The organism is Aeromonas sp. S19(2024) (assembly GCF_041402625.1).
GTDB lineage: Bacteria > Pseudomonadota > Gammaproteobacteria > Enterobacterales > Aeromonadaceae > Aeromonas > Aeromonas caviae.
The window spans coordinates 385,581-408,220 of the sequence record NZ_JBGLQU010000001.1; the positions used below are offsets into that span (position 1 = coordinate 385,581).

General features: G+C 61.0%; 21 protein-coding genes. 1 reads left to right on the forward strand and 20 read right to left on the reverse strand.

The features are described from left to right. Position 1 precedes the first annotated feature (1 nt). Genes ACB037_RS01755 through ACB037_RS01770 form a run of 4 tightly spaced genes read right to left on the reverse strand, consistent with a single transcriptional unit; the run spans position 2 to position 8,059 of the window. Positions 2-1,195 carry a hypothetical protein gene (locus tag ACB037_RS01755; RefSeq protein WP_323928809.1) on the reverse strand — a complete coding sequence of 398 codons (1,194 nt, stop codon included), beginning with the start codon at positions 1,193-1,195 and terminating at the stop codon, positions 2-4. A 47-nt stretch (positions 1,196-1,242) separates the two neighbouring features. Further along, positions 1,243-4,860 (reverse strand): curculin (mannose-binding) lectin protein, encoded by a 3,618-nt coding sequence (locus tag ACB037_RS01760; protein WP_323928810.1) that lies wholly within the window; start codon positions 4,858-4,860, stop codon positions 1,243-1,245. Then, a complete protein-coding gene (locus ACB037_RS01765) occupies positions 4,857-5,225 on the reverse strand; it encodes a hypothetical protein (RefSeq protein ID WP_216944085.1) in 369 nt (122 codons plus the stop codon). The genes ACB037_RS01760 and ACB037_RS01765 overlap by 4 nt, the downstream gene beginning before the upstream one ends. Beyond that, positions 5,222-8,059 carry a tape measure protein gene (locus ACB037_RS01770; RefSeq protein ID WP_323928811.1) on the reverse strand — a complete coding sequence of 946 codons (2,838 nt, stop codon included), beginning with the start codon at positions 8,057-8,059 and terminating at the stop codon, positions 5,222-5,224. The genes ACB037_RS01765 and ACB037_RS01770 overlap by 4 nt, the downstream gene beginning before the upstream one ends. Positions 8,060-8,546: 487 nt before the next feature. Here ACB037_RS01770 and ACB037_RS01775 point away from each other — a divergent pair, with 487 nt between their 5' ends. Continuing rightward, complete coding sequence (locus ACB037_RS01775; protein WP_371174819.1) at positions 8,547-9,326, forward strand: reverse transcriptase domain-containing protein; 780 nt, start codon at positions 8,547-8,549, stop codon at positions 9,324-9,326. Between the two features lie 394 nt (positions 9,327-9,720). Here ACB037_RS01775 and ACB037_RS01780 read toward each other — a convergent pair whose 3' ends face one another. From ACB037_RS01780 to ACB037_RS01855, 16 genes are all read right to left on the reverse strand, one after another. Continuing rightward, positions 9,721-10,470 (reverse strand): hypothetical protein, encoded by a 750-nt coding sequence (locus ACB037_RS01780; protein WP_323928813.1) that lies wholly within the window; start codon positions 10,468-10,470, stop codon positions 9,721-9,723. Next, entirely contained in the window at positions 10,467-10,904 is a 438-nt protein-coding gene (locus ACB037_RS01785) for a hypothetical protein (protein WP_323928814.1), read from the reverse strand. Before ACB037_RS01785 ends, ACB037_RS01780 begins: the two co-directional genes overlap by 4 nt. Beyond that, a complete protein-coding gene (locus ACB037_RS01790; RefSeq protein ID WP_323928815.1) occupies positions 10,901-11,314 on the reverse strand; it encodes a phage protein Gp36 family protein in 414 nt (137 codons plus the stop codon). The genes ACB037_RS01785 and ACB037_RS01790 overlap by 4 nt, the downstream gene beginning before the upstream one ends. 1 nt (position 11,315) lies before the next feature. Continuing rightward, a complete protein-coding gene (locus tag ACB037_RS01795) occupies positions 11,316-11,798 on the reverse strand; it encodes a Rho termination factor N-terminal domain-containing protein (protein WP_257710450.1) in 483 nt (160 codons plus the stop codon). 104 nt (positions 11,799-11,902) lie between these two features. Next, positions 11,903-12,811, reverse strand: coding sequence for a Mu-like prophage major head subunit gpT family protein (locus ACB037_RS01800; protein ID WP_128296919.1), 909 nt, complete (start codon positions 12,809-12,811; stop codon positions 11,903-11,905). A 57-nt stretch (positions 12,812-12,868) separates the two neighbouring features. Continuing rightward, positions 12,869-14,071 carry a phage protease gene (locus ACB037_RS01805; protein WP_323928816.1) on the reverse strand — a complete coding sequence of 401 codons (1,203 nt, stop codon included), beginning with the start codon at positions 14,069-14,071 and terminating at the stop codon, positions 12,869-12,871. A gap of 50 nt (positions 14,072-14,121) precedes the next feature. Continuing rightward, on the reverse strand, positions 14,122-15,081 hold the full coding sequence (locus ACB037_RS01810; protein ID WP_227263656.1) for a DNA-processing protein DprA: 960 nt from the start codon (positions 15,079-15,081) through the stop codon (positions 14,122-14,124). 869 nt (positions 15,082-15,950) lie between these two features. Beyond that, positions 15,951-16,397 (reverse strand): phage virion morphogenesis protein, encoded by a 447-nt coding sequence (locus ACB037_RS01815; RefSeq protein ID WP_227263655.1) that lies wholly within the window; start codon positions 16,395-16,397, stop codon positions 15,951-15,953. After that, positions 16,397-16,597 carry a hypothetical protein gene (locus ACB037_RS01820; protein ID WP_227263654.1) on the reverse strand — a complete coding sequence of 67 codons (201 nt, stop codon included), beginning with the start codon at positions 16,595-16,597 and terminating at the stop codon, positions 16,397-16,399. Before ACB037_RS01820 ends, ACB037_RS01815 begins: the two co-directional genes overlap by 1 nt. Continuing rightward, on the reverse strand, positions 16,594-18,069 hold the full coding sequence (locus ACB037_RS01825; protein WP_371174820.1) for a phage minor head protein: 1,476 nt from the start codon (positions 18,067-18,069) through the stop codon (positions 16,594-16,596). Before ACB037_RS01825 ends, ACB037_RS01820 begins: the two co-directional genes overlap by 4 nt. Then, entirely contained in the window at positions 18,069-19,640 is a 1,572-nt protein-coding gene (locus ACB037_RS01830) for a DUF935 domain-containing protein (RefSeq protein ID WP_227263652.1), read from the reverse strand. Before ACB037_RS01830 ends, ACB037_RS01825 begins: the two co-directional genes overlap by 1 nt. After that, positions 19,640-21,226: a terminase large subunit domain-containing protein gene (locus tag ACB037_RS01835; protein ID WP_323928818.1), complete on the reverse strand. Its 1,587-nt coding sequence runs from the start codon at positions 21,224-21,226 to the stop codon at positions 19,640-19,642. The genes ACB037_RS01830 and ACB037_RS01835 overlap by 1 nt, the downstream gene beginning before the upstream one ends. Further along, positions 21,226-21,801, reverse strand: a complete 576-nt coding sequence (locus ACB037_RS01840; RefSeq protein WP_227263650.1) for a DUF3486 family protein — start codon at positions 21,799-21,801, stop codon at positions 21,226-21,228. The genes ACB037_RS01835 and ACB037_RS01840 overlap by 1 nt, the downstream gene beginning before the upstream one ends. A 12-nt stretch (positions 21,802-21,813) precedes the next feature. Further along, positions 21,814-22,110, reverse strand: coding sequence for a hypothetical protein (locus tag ACB037_RS01845; protein ID WP_010674005.1), 297 nt, complete (start codon positions 22,108-22,110; stop codon positions 21,814-21,816). Next, a complete protein-coding gene (locus ACB037_RS01850) occupies positions 22,107-22,409 on the reverse strand; it encodes a DUF2730 family protein (protein ID WP_081332095.1) in 303 nt (100 codons plus the stop codon). Before ACB037_RS01850 ends, ACB037_RS01845 begins: the two co-directional genes overlap by 4 nt. Next, a complete protein-coding gene (locus tag ACB037_RS01855) occupies positions 22,390-22,617 on the reverse strand; it encodes a TraR/DksA C4-type zinc finger protein (protein ID WP_042074576.1) in 228 nt (75 codons plus the stop codon). Before ACB037_RS01855 ends, ACB037_RS01850 begins: the two co-directional genes overlap by 20 nt. Between the last annotated feature and the right edge of the window lie 23 nt (positions 22,618-22,640).

The following is a 22,640-nucleotide window of genomic DNA, read 5'->3' on the forward strand; positions in this document are numbered from 1 at the left end:
CTTACCTCCACGGTCCGGTCAGATCAAACGCCACCAATGTGACCAGCCCGGCGGTGGATTGTGTCTCCGAATAGCACGGCTGAATAAAGCGCACAATTTTCCCGGGCACGGCGGGCAAGTCAGCGAAATTCTTGCGATCCCAGCCCGCGATGGTGCCATAGGGCACAATCAGGCCCGGCATGAAGCCACGCAGGTTAGACCCTGTTTCAAAGAGCATGATGGGATCGGTGCTCATGTAAAAACCGTTATCCGGGCCGTTGGGGGTATTCATGCCGGTGCCAAACCGGGAAAAGATGCCTTTCAGCCACCAGTCAGCAGAGCCAAACAGTTGGCTATATGGCCGCGCCATTTTGCGATAGAGAGACACATCAAAGTTGAGGAACTGGTTGCCATAGTTGCTGTTGGATGCCCCCGCGCCTTGAGCCCAGTTTCTGGCCGTTTCTGTCGCCAGCAGGCTGGGATAATGGGCTATGACAGCATGATAGCGATCCCCTGGCCTGACCGACTTCAAATAGCCGAAGAGGTAGAAATGCTGGTAGTTCGAGGCGCCATAGGCGGGCAGAAAATAGAACAGCTGGGGATCACCGATAAGATCCCAACGCTTGTCGCTATAGCGCCCCGTGGCAGGCCAGCGGTGCTCGTAAATGGTGGTGAAGGTGTTGATGTCCACCACATCCTCGACCATGGCCACCTTCGCCAAATAGGCGTTGGCTGCACCGGTCCAGCCGCTGAATGCGGTGTTGTCGATGCGCAAGGAAACGTTGCCCGACTCGCTGACATTGGTGGGGCGATAGATGGCCACCTGGCCGTCACCACTCTCATGGGTCAGGGTCCAGCCGAGGGGTGCCACCTTCATCGACATGGTGCCGCTGCCGGCACTGCCCGGGTTGCCGCCGTCCAGCTCGAACCAGACTTCGGTGCTGCTCACCTTCTTCACTCGATGCTCGCCGTTGTAGGCGGCCGGGCTCGCCCCGCTCACCTCGATCACCGAGTCTTTGAGGTAGGCGTGCCCGCTGGAAAACGTGGCCTTGGCGGCCCCTTCGGCGGCATCCCACACCAGGGCATTGATCGTGAGGTTGCCGAACCCGGTCACCAGCACCGCCTTGAGCAGGGCCGTCAGGGCCCCGGCGGTGGTGTCCCCCAGGCTCGGGGCTCCCTGCATCTGACTCGCAAACCATTTCACCGGAAACGCCATGATGATCTCCTATGGGGTGGGGCAGATTGCCCCACCTGGTTGGTCCCTTATGGGGTGTTGATGTTGCCGCGCAGGGCCAGCTCAAACTTGTCGGTATCCTGTGACGCCACCGACTGCAACACGGTACGGATCGGCCAGAAGGGGGCGCCGGCTGCCTGGGTGGTGAAACGCAGCACGTTGCCACTCGCCCAGCCTGACCCCCAGCCCCGCTTGTCCAGCAGGAAATAGGGCTGGCCGTTGTTGGGGTTGATGGGGGCCAAGTCGGTGTTTACATCCCCCGCCGCGATCTGGCCCACATGCTCCCCGACCAGCACAAAGGTGGTGCTGGAGGTGAAGATCACCGCCCAGCGCTCCTGCAGGGCGCCTCGGTTGGTGACCAGGATCGGGTAAACCGTGTCGTTGTATTGCGCCGTAGACTGATCGCCGATGAGGTAATCAGACCAGACATTGGTCCACGCCTTTTGATCGAACAGGTTGGTATACCTGGCCCACAGGTCGCCGATGATGAGGGCGCTGGAGACATAGGTATCTGCCGGGTCATAGGCATGGGACAGTGCCTTGGTCAGCAGCAGGCGCCCCGAGATCTCCACGTCGCTGACCAGGCTCATGTCCTCAATGCGATGCACGGCATAGAGGGGTTCGACATAGCCGGTCAGGTCTAATGGGGTGCCGAGGGTCACCACGCCGCTATCCAGGTTGACGCTGTAGAGGGTGGTCGCCAGCGCCTTGCCATTCTTGTCCTCCACATGGGCATGCGCCAGGCGGGTGCGGCCGGTGCTGAGCTGCTGCCCTGCACTGACCCCCAGCGGGAACGCCGACTTGCGGGTGCTGTGAACCACCACCGTGGTCCCCTTGCGGATGAAGGGCACCCGGCCATCGGACGGCAACCGCACCGGATCCAGCCCGATGATGTCGGCATCGAGGGGTAGATAGCTGAACACCACACAGTTGAACAGGATGGTGTCGGCCACCACGCTAGTGGGGCGCCAGATCTTGCCGTCCAGCCCCACCTGGTCAACGTCATACCAGGGCTGGCTCTCGTTGCCCGCAGCGGTGACGAACCGACCAAAGCGCACCGTCACCACCCCGGTCTGGTAGTTCACCCGGCCATCCATGTCGGTGGTGGTGAAATAGCCGTCCCCGTCCGCCGTGGCCTCAATGCGCCGCCCGCTCGCGGTGTTGGCGCTGATGTAGAGGCTACCCGGCGCCACCGGCGCCCCCGGGGTGCGGAAGGTCACCTCATCCACCGACTGGGCACTGAACGAGGTGGCCAGGGACTGCAGCGACGGCTGCGCCGTCTGCCCGGCCGCCCAGTCAGACAGCACCGCCAACCCGTTCGAGTAGTCGATGGTCCCTGCCTGGATACCGGATCCCGTCTCCGGGTCCGGGTTGCGGTAGAGCAGTCCCTGCCGATCCACGTAGGTGCTCCCCCCCAGGGTGAAGCGCAGCGACCCTTCCAGAATGGCCTCCGCAAACCCGGGGGTGACATCAATGCGCAGCGCCTGGGCGGTCAGGGTGGCGTTTTGCGCCAGCGCACTGTTGTTGTTGCGGTAGGTCACCTCGACCCAGCCCCCCTCGCCATCGGGGAAGGTGTACGCCGTGTTGTGGTACTCGATGCCGGTCATGGTCCAGCGCTGCACCGCCACCTGGTTGTTGCCCACCCATTTGGTGCCCACGGTCACCCAGGCATAGGTCGGCTTGGGCAAGGGGGCACTGCCATCCGGCATGAAATGCAGGGTGCCGGCGGCGTAGTTAATGGCCCCCAGGGTGTTGCCGCTGGCGTCCTTGAGGTTGCCCTGGCCGTCATCCAGCAGGGTGATCACCGGGTCGCGGGTCTGGATCACCAGCTCCTGATCGTCCACATCGAACTTGTGATAGAGCGCGTTGAATTTGACATGCACCGACCCGGGGGTCAGGTTGGTGGCCCCGCCACCTGCCCCGTCCAGGGTGATAGAGAGGTGCCCCACCTGGCCGGGGGTACTCAGGCGCCCCGGTTCAACGTGGCGCTCGGTCACCGGCTCACCGTACTGGTACTGGGCGATGTACTCCTGGCCCAGCGCCGGCAGGGTGATGTGATCGAGGATGACCACCCCCTCGGCATAGTTGATGGTGCCGGTGATGTCGCCGCGCAGGCGCCCGTCCCCCACCGCATCGTTGGCCGTTTGGCCGCTGCCCCAAGTCAGGATCACGCTCTTGGGGGTGATCCCGGTGTGGGGCAGTTGCCATGCCGATTTGCTGATGCTGATGGGCTGGTTGCTGCGGTTGGTGTAGTTGACCGGGGTCGCCCAGCTGAACAGGATCGCGGTGTCCACGTCCGGCAGGGCCCCCAGGGTCAGCATGACCGACCCGGTGGCCAGGTTGACGATCCCGGTGCCGAACGAGCGATCCGCGCCGAACAGCTCGCCGCGCCCGTTGTCCTTCAAGTCGTACCATTTCCCCTGCGCCATAAACGACACCGTGAGGGTGCCCGGTGCCGGAGTCGGCAGCAGGGTGATGGTGTAGGCATAGCCCCGGTTGTTGGCCTTGATGTCGATCCTGGCCGTGTCAGCGATACGGGACGGGCGAGACGCTGGCCAGAAGCTGATGGTTTTGCTGGCGGCCCCGTAGTTCGGGCACTGGGCGTTGAACTCCAGCTGACCACGGCCATAGTCGATAGCACCCACCACGGACCCGGCCACAACCAGCTCGCCCCCCTTGTCAGTGATGACGGCCGCACCGATGGTGATGGTCAGGGTGCCGGGTTTCACACCCGTGCCGAGGAACAGGCCCCGGCTGGGGGCAATGCTGACCACGGTCGAGAAGCTGACCAGCCCCTTGCCAGAGTCCACCAGGCTGGCCATCTCGCCAGCCGCTGTCAGATCCACCGCTGGGGTCTCGGTGCGGGCAGACGGCACGATCTGGGTAAAGATCGTCTTGGCCCGCACCTGCATGGCGCCCAGGTTCACCGCCTCCGCCAGCTTGGTGGTGGCGAAGTAGTTGGCGGCATCGGCCACCACGGTTTCCCGCAGGGCGGTTTTGACGTTGGTCACCACATCATAGGGGGTCGGCTGCTCCCCCTCGAAGGTGTAACGCAGCGGGTCCGCCAGCTTGCAGGTCACCACGTTGCGCGTGAACTCGGGCACGTTGGGCACCTGGAACTTGGCCAGCTGCTGGGTGACTTCCAGCACCCGCACGTACTGCTCGAACTCCCCCGCCTTGCCCTCGTTGCCGACCAGCACCAGGGTCTCCCCCACTTCCGGCAGGCGCACCTCGACGCGCTGGAAGAAGCGGATCGCCCGCTGGCCTTCGAGCTGGGTGTCGTACAGGAAGCCGCGCCACTTGGGCCCACGGGCCAGATAACGCTCCAGCACGTCGCGGGCATTGGCGCGGGTGTCGTGATGATCCCGGGTGTTGATGAGGCATAGCCCCACGTTCGGGTCAGCCGGGGGCACCTGCACGATGATATGGGCACCCCGATAGGTGTCCGTGTCATCCGTCTGCACCGCCAGAAACGCCTTGCGCATGCTGACCACCCCATAAGTGCGGTCGAGATCGCTGATGTCCTGAAACAGGCCATTGTGCTCGCCGCTCACGATTTCATGACCGGTGATGCGGCCGCCGCCGTCCGTGGTGTCAGTCAACCGCTGACTGGCCATCAGTTTGATGTCGCCGGAATGAATGGTCATCGGATCACCTCGGTGAAGTTAAGAGTCAGGGCATAGGGCTCACCCGCCTCGGGGTCAGCCATCTCGATCACGGGGATGGCCACAACACCAGGCCGCCGCCAGACCACCTCCCGCTGCTGCCCATCGAGCAAAGTGAGGGTCATCAGCTGGGCCACCTGCGCCTCCAGCGCTTTAAGCAAGAGCACCGTGGCGCGGGGGGCATGGCCCACCAGGGTGATGGGGCGTCCCTCCGGCGTGGCCGTTTCCTCGACCAGGAGAGCGCCAGAGAGCGTCGGCGTGACAACCTGCTCGACGGGCGACCAATCGAACTCGTCGCGCCAAACGAGATCATCGGGCAGGAGCAGCCCGTTTAAGGTGACGTTCATGAGCGCAATCCTTGCTGCTTAAGGAGGTTGATAAAGGCGGCAGCATTGGCCTCATCGGCCTGAACTTCGGCTCGGGCGGTGCCTGATCTCAGCTCGATGATGATCCGCTGGGGCTGCCCCTGGGTGAACGAGGTTTGGGAAGATGGCCCGGCTTGACTGGCAGCCGAGGTGGTGGTCTGCGCCTTCTCTGCTTCCTTGGCCTGGGCTTTGCTCAGTTCCTGCTGGAGCTTGGTGCGCATGGCCTCCATCTCCTTCTGGAACTTCTCTGCGTACCACTTGCTCCACTCGCTATAGGCCGGGATGTCCCTGACCTTCTGGCTGTAGCGGGCCAGCTCCTCTTCCACGCCTGCGAGGGTGTTGGCCAGGGCATCGGCATTGCCCCGCAGGTTGTTGATGTCCACTGTCTTGTAGAAGAACGAGCCGGCGCCCACGGTGCGGGTGACGTCCCCTCGGCCCCCACCGGCACCGCCCCCACCACCTGCAGAGGCCACAGCATTACCGGTCTGCTCTGCCTCTTTCTGTACGCCGCGAAGATTGGATCGCATGGCATCGGTGGCACTCTTGGCCTTGGCGGCGGCCGTGTCGAAGCCATCGCCGATCGCCGCCACCGCCTGTTTGGCATCGCCGCTGCCCCCCTTCACCTTGCTCATGGCGTCGGCGGCAATGGCCATGGAGCGGGTGATGCCATCCCCGGTGAGCTGGCCCTGCTTGGCCATCGCCTGCATGCGCTCGATCACCGCATCGATCTCGGCCTTGTTCTTCGCTTGGTTGAACGCCGCCGCCAGGGCTTCTTCACAGGCTGCCGAACTAGATCCGGTGTATTGCACCAGGGTATCCAAGGCGCCAAGCGTATTCTGGAAACTGGCGCCGATACGACCATTAGCCCGCTCGAAGTCCAGCCCCAGCTCATCAAATGCCTTGGCCAGCTTTGCCGGACCATCCGCCGCCGTCTGCTTGGCCACCGTGTTGATTTCGGCAAGATAGTCGCGGGTCTGCTTGGCTTCATCGCCCAACGCCTTAACGGCGGCGGCCCCTGCTCGCCAGCTGCCGGTGGCCTCGTCGTAATGCACCTTGCCTCCGGCGACCAGGCGATCGAGGTCTGCCACGCTGGTGATGGCCAACCCCAGCTCGGCAGAGAGGGCTGCCAGTTGGCCATTGAGCTGGGCCTGGGTTTGCGAGCGCTGGACCTGCGCCTCTCGCAACGCCAGCTCGGCCTGCACCAGCTGGCGCAGTGCGTTGGCGAACTGGGTGATCTGGATGATGGATTCCACCGTCACGGCAGCCAGCACAGCCCTGATGGCCATGCCCAGCGCCCGCACCCCGATCGCCGCCCCGGCCGCTGCCGTGCCTGCCGTGGTCATGCCTCCTGCTGCCGTGGCCGTCGCCGCAGGTAGGGCGATGAACTGGCCGTAGAGGCCGCGCAGATCGGCAATCCAGCCCGCGATTTTCAGGCCATACCAGGCCTGAGCCATCACCAGCAGGGCATCGCGCCAGGCATAGACGGTCTGGATGAAGCTCTTGATGGACTCCCCAAGCCCGACGATGCCGTCGGAGAGGCGCTGAGCCCACGCCTGCAGGCGGCCATCCTGGGCCATCTGGTCGAATTCACGGTTCAGGCTGGCCAGTTGATTCTTGAGCCAAGTCAGCGCCCCGTTCTCCGCCACCATGCGGTAGAACTTGGCCAGGTTGTCCTGGGCGTTGGAGATCAGCCCCGAGAGCAGGCTCATGTTGTTGGCGGCCGCCCCGCTCGACTGGGCGGCGATCTCGTTCATCAGGGCCTGGATGGTGTCCCGGCCGAGCTTGCCCGCTTCCGAGAGCTTCTGCAGCTCGGCGGTGTTCTTGCCGGTGACCTGCTCCAGCAGCTGCCACACCGGCACCCCGCGCTCGATCAGTTGCAGGATCTCTTCGCCCTGCAGCTTCTGCTTGGCCCAGGCCTGGCCCAGCGCTAGGGAGATGCCCTGCACCTCCTCGAAGCCGCCGCCGAGCTTGTAGGCCTGATCGACGATGCCCTGCATGGCGCCGTTCATGGGGTCGATGCCAAAGGCTTTCAGGCGCACGAAGACCTGGGTCACCTCGTCGAGCTGCAGCGGGGTGTTCTTGGCGAAGTCCTGGATCCAGGCGGAGGCCTCTTTGCCGCCGGCAATCGACCCCATCACCGCCTTGAGCTGGACGCCAAGGCGTTCGGCCTGATCGCCGGTCTGGAACATGGCCATCAGCTGGGTGGTGAGGGTCTGGATCCCGAACCAGGTTCCGGCCAGGGCTACGAGGCGCCCGGTCAGACTGCCGATAGCCCCCTGGAATCCGCCAGCGCCTTGGCCCCCCTGCACCAGGGAGCGCCCCAGCCGTTCGGTCTGGGCCACGCTCTCGCGCAGCTCGCGCTGCAGTCTGGCTTGATCCTGGGCAAGGTTGCGGGTATCGATCCCCGCTTGGGATAGGCTCCCACGCAGGCGGCCAACTTCGCGGTGCTGGGCAATCAGCTGGCGCTCCAGCTGCTTGACTTCGGAAGCCAGCAGTCGCTCCTGGTCGGTGAGCTGGCGAGCGCTACCCGCCGCCCCCTGCTGCTCGCGGCGCAGTTCGGCCAAGCGGTCCCGGGAGAGCACGGTGGCCAATTCGAGCTGGGTCAGGGCGCGGCCGCTCGCCTCGAACTGGGTGATGAGGTCACGCTGTTGGCTTAACTCTTCCAGAGTGGTGGCGAGGCGCTCTGTCTCGGCGGCCGTCTCGTCTGAGATAGGACCCAGCTCCTGCACTTCACCCGCCAAGGCGGCCAAGTCTTCCCGGCCGGTGACCTTGGCCGCCAGCTCTAGGGCAAGTTTGAGGGTGGAAGAGGTGGACATGGGCTATCTCGTTAAAGTGCGATAGCTCTCATTTTGAGGATTTGATGAAGAATTCAGGGTTTATGGCGGATTAAAGAGTGTTGTGCTCCAAACGGTACATCCGTATGATTCGGCGGTCACTCGACGTTAGGCCACTTGGGCTCTCCAGGGGGCAGAGCGATCCACTTGTCACGTTGTGATGCCTTGCGACTCGCCACGTGGCCCACTAGTCCCAATGGTTCCATGGGGTCTATGGGGTCCACGAGTTGCCGGTTAGTTTAAGCCATGCGCCTTGCGCTAGGACCCGTCGAGTGCGTGTGTGGAGGGTGTGTTATGAGTAAAAAACATAACCGCCTAGTTAAGGAGCACACTGAGAATACAGCAGCAAAGTATAGCTATCGCACTGCTGTGATCATCTTGATCACAGAAATTGTGAAGCTGTTCAATGAGCACTTCTCAGAACTCGTTAACATGGCTTTTAACTACCTTATAAGAACCCTAAGCCCTCGTGAACGAACCAAGATGGACTGTAAAGTTTGAAGTCAAACCAGGTTCTTGGGTCTATGTCCCCACCAAGCAGGTTGCTGACTTCGGGCGGCAGGTGCACGATGAGTTACTAAAACGTTATTCTTGCCCAAGCTACTATTTTCACCTTCAGTCAGGCGGACATTTAGCGGCATTACACCATCACATTAATGATCATTTTTTCGCCCATCTCGATATCAAAAATTTTTTTGGAAGCATCAGTCGTACACGTATAACTAGGAGCTTAAAAGACATACTCAGCTATCAGATTGCTCGCGACGTAGCCAAACAATCAACCGTTCCCGTATCCAATGGACAACGCCATAGCCACTGCCTACCGTATGGATTTGTTCAATCTCCACTACTAGCTTCCATTTGTTTACATCGTAGTCGTTTCGGTAAAGTGATAGAAAAGTTGCATCAAACTGGTTATGTACGCATCAGCTTATATATGGATGATTTGATCGTATCTGGAATGAATGAATCTATAACAAAAACAGCCTTCGAATTGCTCAAAAAAACCGCATCAAAATCTCACTTCGAATTAAATTCAACGAAGGAAGCGAAACCGCAACCATTGATTGAGTGTTTCAACATCAATCTTTCGCATAGATTATTAGAAATTACACATCGCCGGTTAATTGAATTCTCAGAACGATATAATGAAAATGACAATCGATTCGTTCGAGAGGGAATTATTGCTTACATCAAATCGGTCAATCCAACCCAGCTTTCAGTTTTTAATCATCTCACTTCAATATGAAAAATTGCACATTAACAACATGCCCATCCAACAGATGGATTGACAAACACCTCAATCTGTGAGATGGTATTAGCCGGTGCTTTTAGGCCAGTATTGGGGAAAGTATCTACAAGAAGCTACAGACGTTTTCTACTAGTATCTATGTTTTTGTTTTTGATTTGTATCTACATCAAATATCTTATTTTATCCCCTTACAACTTTATTTATATGATTGCATACATATATCACGGGGGGTTTATTATGAGTGAGACTACGATTGAATTAATTTCCAAAATGTTAGGTTCTATTTCTGACGGTACTATAGGTGTTGTTGTTTCTTGTGTACTGACCTAAGAGCATCCTCTTTTCCTTTTCGTTACGGCGGGTTTCCCCGCCGTTTCTTATTCCACAGCCCTTACACCGTCTCCGGCCGATCCACATAGAAAGGCGCATCCTCGCCGTCCAGGGCCAACAGCTCCCCCTCCAGCTCGATCTCAATAGGCTTGTCGCTCAGGAAATCCACCGCCTTCTTGGGGGACAAGCTGGCGCGGGGTACCGTCAGCAGGATGGATTCCCCACTGATGACACTGCGCCCATCCAGGGTCAGCTTCGCCTTCACCTCCGGCTGCACGTTGCCGGCGATGCGGGTGCCGGTGATGGCGTTATAGCTGGCACTGACGGTCACGGGCCCACCGTCTGCCACCGCCCCCGCCTTGGTGGCCCGCAGCAACCCCAGTGCATAGTTGATCTCAAAATCGGTACCGAGCACCAAAGAGGTGGCCCCCTCCTTCACCACCAGGCCGGTGGCCGAGAGGTTGGCCTTGCCCAGGCTCACCCACTTGGGGTGCGCCAGCAGGGTCACCGGCACCTCGGTCAGCGTCCCCGCCCCCTGGTTGATGGGGCTCTCCAGTCCCATAAAGGCGGCGGCCAGCAGCACTGGCGGGATCTCGCTGGTCTTGATATTGACCGTGGCAGGCTTGGCCACGAAGTAGCTTTCCCGCGCCTGACCCAGCTTGTGCTTGCGCTTACTCGGGATACTGATTTTCTCGCTGTCCGGTTTGACTTCCAGGCTGTTGACGTCCACCGGGCCGATCACCCCGTTCGAGACGTTGTTGGTGAAGGTCTCGATGTAGAGATCCCCTTCCAGGTGCAGTGTTTCGCTCATGACCGTTCTCCCTTGAATTTCACTGTCGTCTTGAAGGCAAGGGGCAGATAGACCACCCCACCCTTGTAACTCGGCTTGACCGGTGCGCTTTCACGCCGAAAGGTGCTGTCACCGCAGGCCCGACCGGCCACGGCCTGCAACATGCGCCCCAGCCACACCCCGGCGCTGGCCTCCTTGGGGGTGGCTCGATGCACCAACACCAGCAGCCAAACCTGATCGAACGTGCTTTGCCGCCCGCTTTGGCTGGTCTCGTTCTCTCGCTCTCCCTGGTAGACGATGTGGATGGCTGGGGTGTGCTGCCCCAGGTTGGCCACCGCCTCCAGGTCGGTGGCCACAAACACCTCCTTGAGCCCTTGCTCTTTCAAGGGCAGCAGCAGCTCGCGCAGCCGCTCCCCCGCCGCCAGGTAGTCGAGTTCAGGCGTGGGGGCACTCATAGGAAGCCCCCAGTTCCCCGGCCAAAGACCCGGCCATCGGACTGCAACTGGGCCAGGTTCTGGCTTTCCACCTGCTCGCCGTCGGCCGCCAGCCCCAGCGCCAGCTCCCCCTTGCCCACCGACTTGAGGAAGGCCAGGGCCGCCTCATTGCGCTTGGCTATCTGCTCCGGCGCCTGCTCGCCATAGAGGCGGTGGCGGGCAATGTCGGCACAGATGGGGACCAGGGCGCTCGGGACATGGGCCAGCGGCAACGGGTAGCGCCCCGCCAGGTAGCCGTCGATCAGGGCGCCGGCGTCCTGCAGGGCGACGGTGATGGCCGCACTGTCCAGCTCGCCGGCCGGGGTCATGGCGAGGCGCAACAGCTCCGCCTCGCCAAAGCGGGTCACCATGTCGTTGACGCTGGCGTACATATCAGGCGCCCTCGGCCACGGGGTCGGCAGGCGGTTCAGTGGTGGCGCCATCCTCGTCCTTGACCGGGTATTGCACCTCGGTCGCCGCAATGGCAGCCACCAGCTCGGCCTTCTTCATGCTGGCGGCGCCCGGAATCGCCATCTCCACGGCCAGTTCGCGCAGCTCATCGACCTTCATCTCGGCCAACGGGGTGACCTTACCATCCAGCGTGGCGACGCCCGCCAGATAGCCCGAGCCAGTCAGGCCGCCCACTGCTGCGTCCAGATCCCCGTTCGTCTGCGGTGCATCAGCCGTCGCAGGGGCGACGTCTTGACCCAGGCGGGTGACCACCAGGCGCGGATCGGCCTCCAGGGCCTCGCACTGCACAGGCGACACAGCCAGCTCAGACTTGCCAGGTGCAATCGCCAGGCCAGCGCGAAAATATACCTGACGAATCGTTGATGTGATGCCAACGCGAATAGCCTGTTCCATCTCGTGTTCCATCTCATGATTCCCTCTGTCTCGTTCAATCCAGGATCCGGTTTAAACGGGGGTTAAACGCCCACACTGCGCTCGCTTCACCCCGCGGTTAAACAGCTCGGTGTCGCTTACAGGTAGTCAGCCACCACCAGTTCCAGCTTGCCCTTGAGCTCGTTGCTGGAGCTGCTTTCCAGCTCGCGCTCCAGCATCTGGGTCGCCAACTTCTCAAGCGACGCCGGCACCACCAGCAGGGTCGGCTTGATGCCGAGCTTGCGGCCACCGTCCGCCTGGAACTCCCGCATCCGGCTGTAGGCATCCCACAGGTTGTCGGGGGTCAGTGCCCGCTTGTTGGCGAACGCCAGTTGCCAGAAGCCAAAGCCAGCGGCATCGCGGCAGTCCACCCCGTAACGGAACTCCTTGCGGGTGAACACCGCCTCGTCGTCGATCTTGGTCATGGCGATGAGCTCGGGGGACTTGCGATCCTGGAAGATGATCGGCTTGAGGGCGCGGCTGGTATCGAGCAGGAACCAGGGCTCGCCGGTATAGGCGCCATCCACCACCAGGTTGGCAACCAGCGCCGGGGTGCCGGTGCCATCGACCTTGGGGTAGACCGGGTGATCGGTATCGAAGAAATACTGGGCGTCGTAGCAGGGGGTGGTGAAACCGGCTCCCAGCAAACCGAAACAGAGCTCGTCGGGATGTACCCCGGCCGAGCGCCCCATCTCGGCGAACAGCGGGGCATAGATGCCCAGCTCGTCGTCCGCGATATCGTTGCGATCGACGGCCACGGTGGCTTCGAAGTCTTCATTGACGATCTGGTAACCGTGGGTCTTCATCGACTCAATCACCCGATCCCCGACCCACTTGCGCAAGCTCGGGAACTTGCCGAGCCAGCCATAGGTGTTGGACTTGGTGGTCGATTTGATCACGGTGGCGATCTTGGTGTACTGGGTCGGCGCCTCGCTCTTGGCGTCTTCAAAGTTCTTCTTGAAGCCGGTGAAGAGGGACTGCAGCAGCGCGGGTGTAATCATGGCCATGGTTTATTCCTTCTCTGGTTAAACGGAACTGCCTTCGCGTGAAATGGGGGGGCTTGCTCAGGCCTTGGCCTTGGCAAAGTCCTCGTGGCTGATGCCGAGCTGGTCAGCGGCGTACTTGTCCTCGGCCGAGAGCACGGCCTCCCCCTTCTTCTCCGGCAGAGTGACGGCAGCAGTCTGGCTCGCCGTGAGCGCGGCGATGGCCGGGCGCGGCTCCAGCAGGGCCTTGAGGGCGGCCACCCCCTTCTGGGCGGCGAAGGCGGTCAGGTACTCCTCTTCGGCCGCCACCACCTTGCCGGCGAGGCGGGCCTCCTTGATGAGGGTGGCGGCATCGGTTGTGTCCACCTGGGCGGTCAGGGCCGCCACCTGGGTGACCAGGGCGTTGTAGGTCGCCACCGGCACGTATTGCGCCAGGTCAACCTGGGCTCCTTGTTGTTCTGACGTCGTCTGTGCCTTGAGGGCGGCCAGAGCGGTCTTCTCGGCCGAGAGCGCGGCCTCCAGCTCCGGTGCCTTCTTGGCACTGGCCTGCAGGCTGTCGAAGGCCGCCAAAGCGGCGGTACCCTGCTCGGCGGTAAGCTGACCATCGGCCCCCAGCTGAATGCCGAGTTTGCCGAGCAGCGCGATCAAGTGTTCATTCATGGTTTTCTCCTTTTGTGCCGCTTGGGCGGGGGTGGCCAACGGGCCGGTTTGGGTAGGCAACGCACTCAGGGCCGCCAGCGCCTGCATGCCCACCACCCCGGGATCGTTGGTGATAGCGGTCATGCGCAGCTCCAGGGGGCGGCCCTGGGCGTCATAGGGGAAGACGGCAGAGAGGAAGCGATACTCTCTGGCGGCGACCAGAGCGGCGGCCCGCTCGGTCCAGCGGGGTTTGATAAAGAGACCCTGGCCCTCGCGCCACTCGATTTCGTCGGCGTTGTACCAACCGGCCGCTGGGGCTGGCTGGCCGTTCTGATCCACCTTGAGGGTCTGGTGGTCGTAGTCGATAAGGATGTCTTGGCCGAGCGCCTTGGCCCGGTTGATCAGGGTGGTGGCGATCGTTTTGTCGAGCAGCCAGTGGCCGCCAGGCACGTCAAAGGGGCGGCCGTCACGGGCCTTGAAGGGGCCGACCGGCAGCAGCTGGTGCCAGCCATCGCCTTGAGGGCTTAATTGCGCATCGAGCACCGCCAGCCGTTCCCCGTTGACGGGGTTGGCATGGAGGATGGCCACGAGGGGCGCTGCGTATGGGGTCTTGGATATGTTCATGCCGCCATAGTGCGGCGGCATGAGAAGAGAGGGGGTTTATGGTGGGTTAGTCAATCACGTTTGACATTGTTTTAAAGAAGAGACGGTGTTGATAAAGAAAAAAATGAATCCCGCTGATTCAGATTCTCCTTCGAAATCAATAACGTTTTAACCAGCCCATCATAATCATCCTTTGTACGTAGTGGAGTGGCATCACCTTTATCCACCAAAGACTGTGTGCCCTCACAGTTCAAATGCAGCGGGTTATCTACTCTATGCGGAACGACAGCAAATAAAGGTCTTTTTTCTTTAATGCAAAACTCTGCCTGGGTCATTGTTCCACTATCTAAGGACGCTTCTATCAGCACCGAACCAGAAGACAACCCAACTTGAATTCTATTCCGCTGGACAAAAGACTGCTTCATAGCTCTTCTACCCATTGGATATTCGGAAACCCATATTCCACCGCGTTCAAGAATTTCAAGGCCAAGTCGAGTGTTTTGTTTAGGCTTTGCCTCTTCTAAGCCATGAGCCAAAACAGCGATGGTCTTACCTCTAGCCTGTAAAGCAGCTCTATGTGCTGTCGCATCGACGCCTATTGCCAGCCCACTAACAATTACAAAGCTATGCTCACATAGCTGAGTTGTAATCCGTCTTGTAATTTCAGTACCAGCTGAGGAAATTTCTCTCGACCCAACGACTGCCACACCAGGAACACTGCGTAAACAATCCAACTCGCCCTTGACGTACAATATTGCAGGCGGTCTAGAAGTGATTTCCAAGCAAATAGGATAATTTTCCTCTCCAATGGGGAGCAATTTTATTCCATCTAATTCGTGTTTATAGATTAACTCCCGTGATACATCAAAAACGTTTCTTTCTAGTTTCCCTTTCAGGAAGTGAGATGCATTAACTGCCTCCAAAAGGTCAATCTCATCGCGGAAGTTTTCAAAAGTAAGATGTTGAAAAAGCTTCAAAAGGGTCGTGTCAGAAGAGAGCCCTTCCGTTTGAACCACAACACCTAACAACTTTTTCATATCTATCGGTTTCACAGTAAACCTCGCTAGTAACTTGCTGTCTCCAAAATGCTCAATGGCACCACAGCATCGGCCCCAACATCTTTGAGCAGATAGTAACATGCACTGAGGCTACTTCCTGTCGTTGTGACGTCATCTAAGACAAGTATGTGTCTTTCCCTATGAGGGTCGTACCCCTGTACTTGGATACTTTGCATGTGAGTGTAAATTGAGCGATCACCATTCTCCTTATGAGCACTCGGTACAGAACGAGTACGGTGAAGTAATGGGTTTACGTGAGCGTTAGGGTAGGCTTCAGCAATCATAGCGGCTATACGCAACAACCCTTCTGAGTGAACTCCTGCTTTTGAAGAAGGTACGACAGCGATCGTGAACGGCAAGCTGACCAGATAGACACTCCGGTTATGTATCGTGACAGTAATTGATGGGAGCTTACGCAACACCATTGCGCCCAATTCCTTCACCGCTTGAGCATGTCTACGGTCAGTGGGTTCTTTGAAGTTCATCATGGTTCTAGTTGTGGCATCCCTATGCGGATTGTGTTCACCACGATAACGCCAAGGGTGGTAGACGCCACAGTTCAACACCTTCACTGGTAACAACAAGTACATACGTAAATCCTATCAGCCGGTCACAGGTTTGATATGAGGCCTATAAGGCTGTATGCAACCCGGAAATGTCGAAAAATGACTCAGCAATTCCCATTTAGTGATGAGCATCACAATAAACTCAAACCAAGAGAGTGAAGCACAACAGCGTTTATGGAGGGACTGATGCACAAAGCTTCAGTGATGTTTAACGCTGTTTAAAGCTGCCTAGGACGCATACAACCTTATGAGGCTTACTATCCTCATAGGCTGAAGGTAGGCGCTGGACCAAGAGCGTTACAAGCGGTCTGGATTCAGATACCCCTCCAGCGTCTCCAACACGCTCTGCTGGTCTGTTTCCGACAGCCCCAGATAGGGGCGCTCAGGCAGGTTGATCTCGGGGCGGCCGAACTGGTGAGCGGCGCCGTATTCCAGCGGGGTGCCGAAGTAGAGGGCCTGGGGATCGGCCTGATAGTTGAGGGTGTCGCGCAGATCGTCGTTGAGGCGCAGCACCTCGTCTGCATGGCGTGGCTTGCGGGCGCGGTACTTGTCCGAGAGGGGGGCCCAGGGCTCCCCTTCCGGGGTCTCCTGCACATCCCAGCGATCCCGGTGGGAGAGCGCCAGCCCCTCGCCGATATCCGCCAGGGGCTCGCTCAAGTTGCCGGTGCGCTGATAGAGCCGGGCCAGCAGCTCATGGGCATCGGCCACCCCGTGGTGGCTGATGGCGATAAAGCTGCCCGCCATCAGACGTCATCCTCAAAGGTGGTCATAAAGTGCAGGGCCTCCTCATCGGCCGCAGCCATGGCGGCGGCCCAGAGATCCCCCAGCAGGTCGGCCTCTTCGCCTTCGGCTTGTTCGCACAAGGCATCCAGCGCCTTGGCCTGTGCCAGGGTAAAGGGGCCATCTTCTGACAGCAGGGCGCTGGCTTGCTCCAACAGGGTCATCCTTTCTCTCCTTTGCGGCTGGCGGTCGTGGCCTGGGCCAGCATGGCCTCCACCCGTTTGGCCAGTTCGGGGAAGTGCGCCACCATGGCATCCCTCGCCAAGACCCAGGCGGCAAACGCCTCGGCGGCAGCTTCCATCCTGGTCTTGCCAGCATACTCCGTCAGCAGCCCCACTCCCGTCAGGTCAGGCTCCCCGGCCCAGAAGTGAACCTGGTGACCGAGTTCATGCAACCAGGTAGAGAGCCGCTGGGCTGATTCTCCCTGCTTGCCGCCGACGTTGGCGGAGATGCTCCAGTGACGGCGCAGGGTCTCCCCGCTGGTACCCCTTGGCTGCCACTGACGGGGCCCGGTGTTGGCATGGGCATCGGTCACCACCTCGGCCGCCGCCGCTTGCACCGCCTGCATGTCCACTGCTTTGAGTGTATCACCCGCCTTCACTTTGATAACCAGATGGCCCCAGCTTTTGGCCGTAAAACCGTTGGTCGCGCTGGCCCGGCGCGTGTAATAGAGGGAGCGAACCAGGTAAGGGTCTGTGCTCAGGTACTCGGCAATAGCCGGCGCAACCTTGAGCCCTGCCGCCCCCTTGCCCATCTCGGTCTGCTTGATAAATAGGGTCTTGATTGGGTGCGCTTTGAGGAAGGCCGCCAAGGACTCGCGCTGGGGGGCGGGTAGCTGGGCCAGCAGATCGCTGACCCCCTGCGCCGTCACCCCCTTGGCCGTCGAAAACGCGCTCTCCACCATCCGCTGCGGCAAGCGCTCGGCCAGCGCGGATTTCGCCGCCTCCCGCTTGGCCATGGCCTCGGTCAAGGCGGCGGGCGTCTTCGGCCGGTAGTCAAATCCCGGGTCGATGCCACGAGGGATCCTGTGTATCTCCCCGGTCCCCTTGTCCACCCACTCATAATTGCCGTCATCCGGTGCCTGGCCCACCGTCAACCCCCGACGCTTGAGATCCGCCTCGGAGAGCAGGAACTTCTTGCACTTGCAGCCGTAGCCGTTGCTGGGGCTGTGGGTATCCCACCAGGGATGGTCCACCGGCAGCACCAGGTTGTTCCACTTGAGGTGCAGATCCCTGGGGAGCTCGGAGTCGCCGTGACGATAGAGCGCATAGGGGCGCTTGTGCTTGATGCGCTCAATCTGCTCATCACGCCCGGCGTTGTAGCTCTGGCGCAGGTTGGTCTCGAAAATGACGCGAGAGCGCCAGGACGCCGGGCCGGTATGCTCCCAACCGTGGCGAGCCACGACCTCCTTGAACGCCTTCTGAAAGGCCCCGATGGATTGCCCTTCGCTTATCGCCTTGTCCACCGCCCCGCGCAGGTCCGCCAGCAGGTCTGTCTTGGTCGCCCCCGCCACCATAAAGGCGCGGTTATGGGCATCCCGCCACACATCGGCCCAACGCTCGCTCGGCATATTCAGCTTCTGGCGAAAGAAGGCGATCGCCTCCTCAAACGGCAGACTGCCGTAACGAACGGGCATCAGTTGCCCTCCTCCATCTCCAGCATGCCGAGCAGTTCGCTGGCTGCAATGGCCTGGGCCAACAGCGCCCCCAGTTCGTCATGACTGAGGTTGGGCTCCAGCGCCAGCAAGCCATCCCGGATCTCCTCCAGAGTAGTGGCCTGCATCACCAGTGCCTGGACGGCATCGGTCATGCTGGCAAGCAAGGGGGCGACCTCCGCCTGCAGCCTCGCCAGTTGGGCGTCGTTGTTATCACCCTGAACAGGATTCTTTGCCGCCAAGGCCGCCAACCCTTGCGCCCTGAGAGCCGCCTCCCCGGCCCCTGCCTGCTTATCGACGATGACCAGCACCTCTTCCCCTTCCTTGGGGGCCGGGATCTGCAGCTTGTCCCGCACCCACTGGGCTGGGATCTGCATCCCCATGCCCACCAGGGCCCGCAGCGGATAGGCCAGATCGCGCATGTCCTCGGGCTCGGTCACGTCAAACTCCAGGCGCGGGCAGCGGCGCGGCCCCTGGAAGCTCTTGCCGTTCAGGGCAAACAGCGGATAGACCAGATCCCGGGTCAGGGTCGCGGCGAGCTGGCGAAGGTCTGCATCCCGTACCTCCTGGCGCACCTCGTTGTGGACGTTGCCGAGCGCATGGGTCGAGCTCTTGCCGTCGGCCTGGCTGGTCAAGGTTCCCCCCAGGATGGCCTTGCTCATGGAGCGTTCGCACCAGTCCATCATCACCACGAAGGGATCGGCCTGACCGTTGGCCGCATTCTGGAACTCGATCTCCATCCCCCGGGGGATGATGCCGCCAGCGTTATGGCCGATGGAGAGCACCGCCTGCAGCAGGGTCGCCTTCTCCTTCTCGGTCGCCCCTTCCGGGTATTTGCCTAGGCGCACCGGCAGGCCATAGATCTCCAGAAACTCGGCGAGATCCCGCACGCTGTAGTTCTTGAACAGGAAGGGCCAGACCAGGGTGCGGATAAGGCCGGTGCGGGCGAGATACCCCGACTTCGACTTGGCCTTGTGCATGACCCAGCCGAACGGATTGAGGGCCGCCCCCTCCTTGCTGCCGTCCCGCAGTCGCAACTGGTTCCAGTCATCCGGGTGGGTCTGGAACCAGGCGGGATCGCGCCAGACGATGCCCTTGGGGAGCTGCAATCCCTCCACCATTTCCCAGCCACTGAACTCCTGGGCACTGAACCCCTTGAGCACCGCATCGGTGGCGTCAAAGATGGCATCATCCAACCAGGTGAAGTCCTCCAGCAGCTCGCGGATCATGTCGCAGTCGCGCTGTTCGGCGAGGGTCGCATTGCGGGGCGGCTCTATGGTCCAGCTCACCCCGAGCAGGGACCGGCGCCGCTTGCCAAGCTCGCTCTGCAGATGGGCGTCCTTCTCTTCCATGTCTTCGGCCAGCTCGCACTGGGCGATGAGGCTCCCCTCCTCCGCCTCTTTGAGCGCAGCGGCCGCCTTGCCCGGGGTGAGCCCCACTGTGGGGTGCTCGCTGTAGTGGCGGCGCAGTTGGGCCAGCTTGGCGTCGTTTTCGGTTTGCGGCTCTTTCTGCAGGCGCAGCGAGTTGCCATGAATGTCGATGAGTCCGGCCATTACCAACCCCCTCTCTCACTTTTGATCAGATCCCTCGTCCCGAGGGATGGGTGATAGTCGTCGTTGCTGTCGCGCCCGTGTTTACCAGGTAAGGGGGTGAACTCGATGGCGCCCCCCTCCATCCAGCTGGCCCGCACGGCCATGGCCAGGGCCACCGCAAAGTCGCCGTGGCGCTGCTGGCCGCCCTGACCGGTGTTCTTGCCCTTGTCGATCTTGGGAATGCCGTTGATGACCTGGATTTTGCCGAGGTCGTCCTGCACGTCTGCATGGCGCGGGATCACCAGGTTGTCGTCCTCGAACTCGGCCTTGAGCTTGGGCATCCACTCCCGGTACCAGGGGTCATTGAGCATCACGCACTCGATCATGCTGGCGCCCCAGCGCAGCCGAGCAGCTTCTGCCAGATAACCGCCGTTACCGGTGGCATCGAAGGCGGCCGCCGTGAAGCGGTGTAGCCCCTGCAGCAGGTAGAACAGGATTTGGCGCTGGGTCTCATAGGGAGCGTTGACCAGTTCCACCACGAAGGGCACGGTCTTGCGCAGGCTGGTCGCGATGGATAGCGGAACAAACACCGAGAGATCCCCCTTGCGGGCGAAGTCCTCCCCCAGTACATGACGGCAATTGCGATCGAGCGCTTCCAGGCAGGGCTTGAGGTTCTCCTCACACCAGATCTCCGCCACCGCCTTGCGGGTCTCCTCGCTTTGCAGCTCGAAGTCCGCAGGGGCGGTGAAGCGCAGGATGGGGATCTCCGGCTGCATGGCCCGCTCGATCAGGGTGCGCTTGATATAGACGCCGCTGCTCTGCTTGGGCACGCAGAAATACTCTTCCAGCGCGTCTTCCTCGGTGGCGGTGGCCTTGAGGAGGCCCGCCTTCCAGCTATCCTCAGCCTCCTGTGTCCAGGGCGTGCCTTTGACCTGGCAGATGCGGCGATAGAGCCCCTGGCGGCAGGCGTCGTCCAGGCTGATGGTGTGAATGGAATAGTCTTTACGACCCGCCCGGCTGTCGTTTATCAGCTGGTTAAACAGGTTATCGACGCCGTTGTGAGTGCTGATAAGGCGTACCTTGGCCCCCCACATGGTCAGCGCCATGGCAGCCTTGAGTACCTCGGCCAACCGGTCATGGAAGGCGGCCTCATCGATGGTCACATTGCCCTGCATCCCCCGCAGGTTGGAGGGGTTGCTGGAGAGCGCCTGCACCTTGAAGCCCGAGGCGAAATAGACCACGAAGGTGAGGATCGCCTTGTCCTCGTCGTCGGTGAACACCTCCTCCTGGATCTCACCGGCTGCCTTGTTGTACGCCTTGGCCCACATGGCCACGGCGTCGATAAACTCGCGGGCCATCTCCTTGTTGCTGCCTACATAGAAGTGGTGGCAACCGCCGGCCGTTTTAGTCTTGGAGGCCTTCAAGGCGGCGTCGGCCGCCTCCGCCCAGGTGATCCCGGTACGGCGGCTCTTCTCGGCGATTTTGAGTGGGCTCTCGTCGGCAATCCAAATCTTCTGATAGGGCAGCAACACCTCGTCGGGGTTGTATTCGGTACCGAGGGTCAGGGCCAACTGCTGGGCGAGAGGGGTCTGTGCGATCGTGGTCATCAGGCAATCCCCAGTATTTCGCGGCGAATGGCGGCGGCGGCTTCACCGCTCAGGCCCGCCTGGGTGACGATGGCCTCGGTCTTGGCAGCCACCTCCTCGGCAAAGGCCTGGCGGATCTCTTTCTCCCGCTTATGGCTCTGCATGGCGGTGGATTCGAGCCGCTGGGCAGCCAGCATGGCGTTTTTCAGCATGTCGATATCCACCGCCTCCTCCGGGTTCTGCACCTGGGCCAGCATCGCCTTGAACAGCTGGGAACGGCCGAGCTCCAGGATGAGCTTGGTGGTCTCCCCCATCGGCTTGTCACCGAGCTGGGAGGTGAGCGCCGCCGTGGTCTCCCGCAAGTCGCGCAGGTGCTGGCCCACCTGCTCCACCTGGCTGGCGTGGCGGCTGAGCCCTGAGCGGGAGAGCTTGAGATCATCGGGTAGCCCTGCGCCCTCAATGAGGCCATTGATCTCGTCCAGGATGGCGGCCTGGCTGTTGCCTTTGTCGCGCAGCATCTCGTTGAGGGCGTTCCGGATAGCTTCGGGCAGCAGCCACACCTTGCTGGCCCGGCCCCGGGTCGGTTTCTCGGCCATGGTCATCCTCCCTCAATCTTCGGCACGGGGCTTCTTGACGCCAGGCACGCTGGATCGCCCTTCGGCCACGTCCTGGCCCCGGCCGGTCAGATGGGCCACCTGCACCTGGGCCAATTTCTCGATGCGCACCAGCCCCTGCTCATCCAGCCAGGCCAGCAGGGTCTTGACCCGATCCCGGGACACCCGGCCGGTACCCAGCTGGTCGAGGCAGTCATTGAGGATCGACTCGTTGGCAGCCCCGCCGATATCGAGCAGAGAGCGCAAGATCACCAGGCGTTGCTGGGCGTCCAATATTCCTTGAATGCTCATGGTCTCTCCTTGAGTTCATTTTCCAGCAGCAGGTCTGCCAGGCGGCGAGCCTGGCGCAGCTCCGGCGCCAGTGCCCGCAGCTCGCCACGCAATTCGCTTATCTCCAGTTGCAGGGTGTGCAACTCCTTCTCGGTCGGCAGATCCGAAAGTTGCTGCTCGACCCTGGCCACCCTGGCGGCCAGGCCGGTGACATCCTCCCGTTTGGCATAGGTCTTGGAGAGCAGGATGATGACAATCAACCCCACCAGACTGGCCAGGGCGTACAGGGGCCCCCAGTTCTTAACGATGAAATCCCACACGGATTGCCTCCTTGCGCTCGAATAGGGTCTGGCACTCGATGCAGCGCGGCGCATCGGGTTCGGCATGCAGCCGCGCAATTGGGATGGGCTCATCACAATCGCAACAGATGCCATCGCCACGGGGTTTGGGCCTTGCCCGGTGGGCGTCAATAAGTCGCCCGGTCCGCTCGGCGTCGAGCTGCTGGGCGCGGTCTATGGGGTCGCTCAAGGGTGTCTCCTGCCCTACTTGAT

Coding starts and splice junctions, on each gene's coding strand:
- ACB037_RS01835 (WP_323928818.1), bottom strand. CDS start 21,226: ATGACCACGATCGCACAGACCCCTCTCGCCCAGCAGTTGGCCCTGACC.
- ACB037_RS01805 (WP_323928816.1), bottom strand. CDS start 14,071: ATGCCGCCGCACTATGGCGGCATGAACATATCCAAGACCCCATACGCA.
- ACB037_RS01780 (WP_323928813.1), bottom strand. CDS start 10,470: ATGAGCGAAACACTGCACCTGGAAGGGGATCTCTACATCGAGACCTTC.
- ACB037_RS01785 (WP_323928814.1), bottom strand. CDS start 10,904: ATGAGTGCCCCCACGCCTGAACTCGACTACCTGGCGGCGGGGGAGCGG.
- ACB037_RS01840 (WP_227263650.1), bottom strand. CDS start 21,801: ATGGCCGAGAAACCGACCCGGGGCCGGGCCAGCAAGGTGTGGCTGCTG.
- ACB037_RS01770 (WP_323928811.1), bottom strand. CDS start 8,059: ATGTCCACCTCTTCCACCCTCAAACTTGCCCTAGAGCTGGCGGCCAAG.
- ACB037_RS01755 (WP_323928809.1), bottom strand. CDS start 1,195: ATGGCGTTTCCGGTGAAATGGTTTGCGAGTCAGATGCAGGGAGCCCCG.
- ACB037_RS01800 (WP_128296919.1), bottom strand. CDS start 12,811: ATGGCCATGATTACACCCGCGCTGCTGCAGTCCCTCTTCACCGGCTTC.
- ACB037_RS01795 (WP_257710450.1), bottom strand. CDS start 11,798: ATGGAACACGAGATGGAACAGGCTATTCGCGTTGGCATCACATCAACG.
- ACB037_RS01760 (WP_323928810.1), bottom strand. CDS start 4,860: ATGACCATTCATTCCGGCGACATCAAACTGATGGCCAGTCAGCGGTTG.
- ACB037_RS01830 (WP_227263652.1), bottom strand. CDS start 19,640: ATGGCCGGACTCATCGACATTCATGGCAACTCGCTGCGCCTGCAGAAA.
- ACB037_RS01820 (WP_227263654.1), bottom strand. CDS start 16,597: ATGACCCTGTTGGAGCAAGCCAGCGCCCTGCTGTCAGAAGATGGCCCC.
- ACB037_RS01765 (WP_216944085.1), bottom strand. CDS start 5,225: ATGAACGTCACCTTAAACGGGCTGCTCCTGCCCGATGATCTCGTTTGG.
- ACB037_RS01790 (WP_323928815.1), bottom strand. CDS start 11,314: ATGTACGCCAGCGTCAACGACATGGTGACCCGCTTTGGCGAGGCGGAG.
- ACB037_RS01845 (WP_010674005.1), bottom strand. CDS start 22,110: ATGAGCATTCAAGGAATATTGGACGCCCAGCAACGCCTGGTGATCTTG.
- ACB037_RS01815 (WP_227263655.1), bottom strand. CDS start 16,397: ATGGCGGGCAGCTTTATCGCCATCAGCCACCACGGGGTGGCCGATGCC.
- ACB037_RS01825 (WP_371174820.1), bottom strand. CDS start 18,069: ATGCCCGTTCGTTACGGCAGTCTGCCGTTTGAGGAGGCGATCGCCTTC.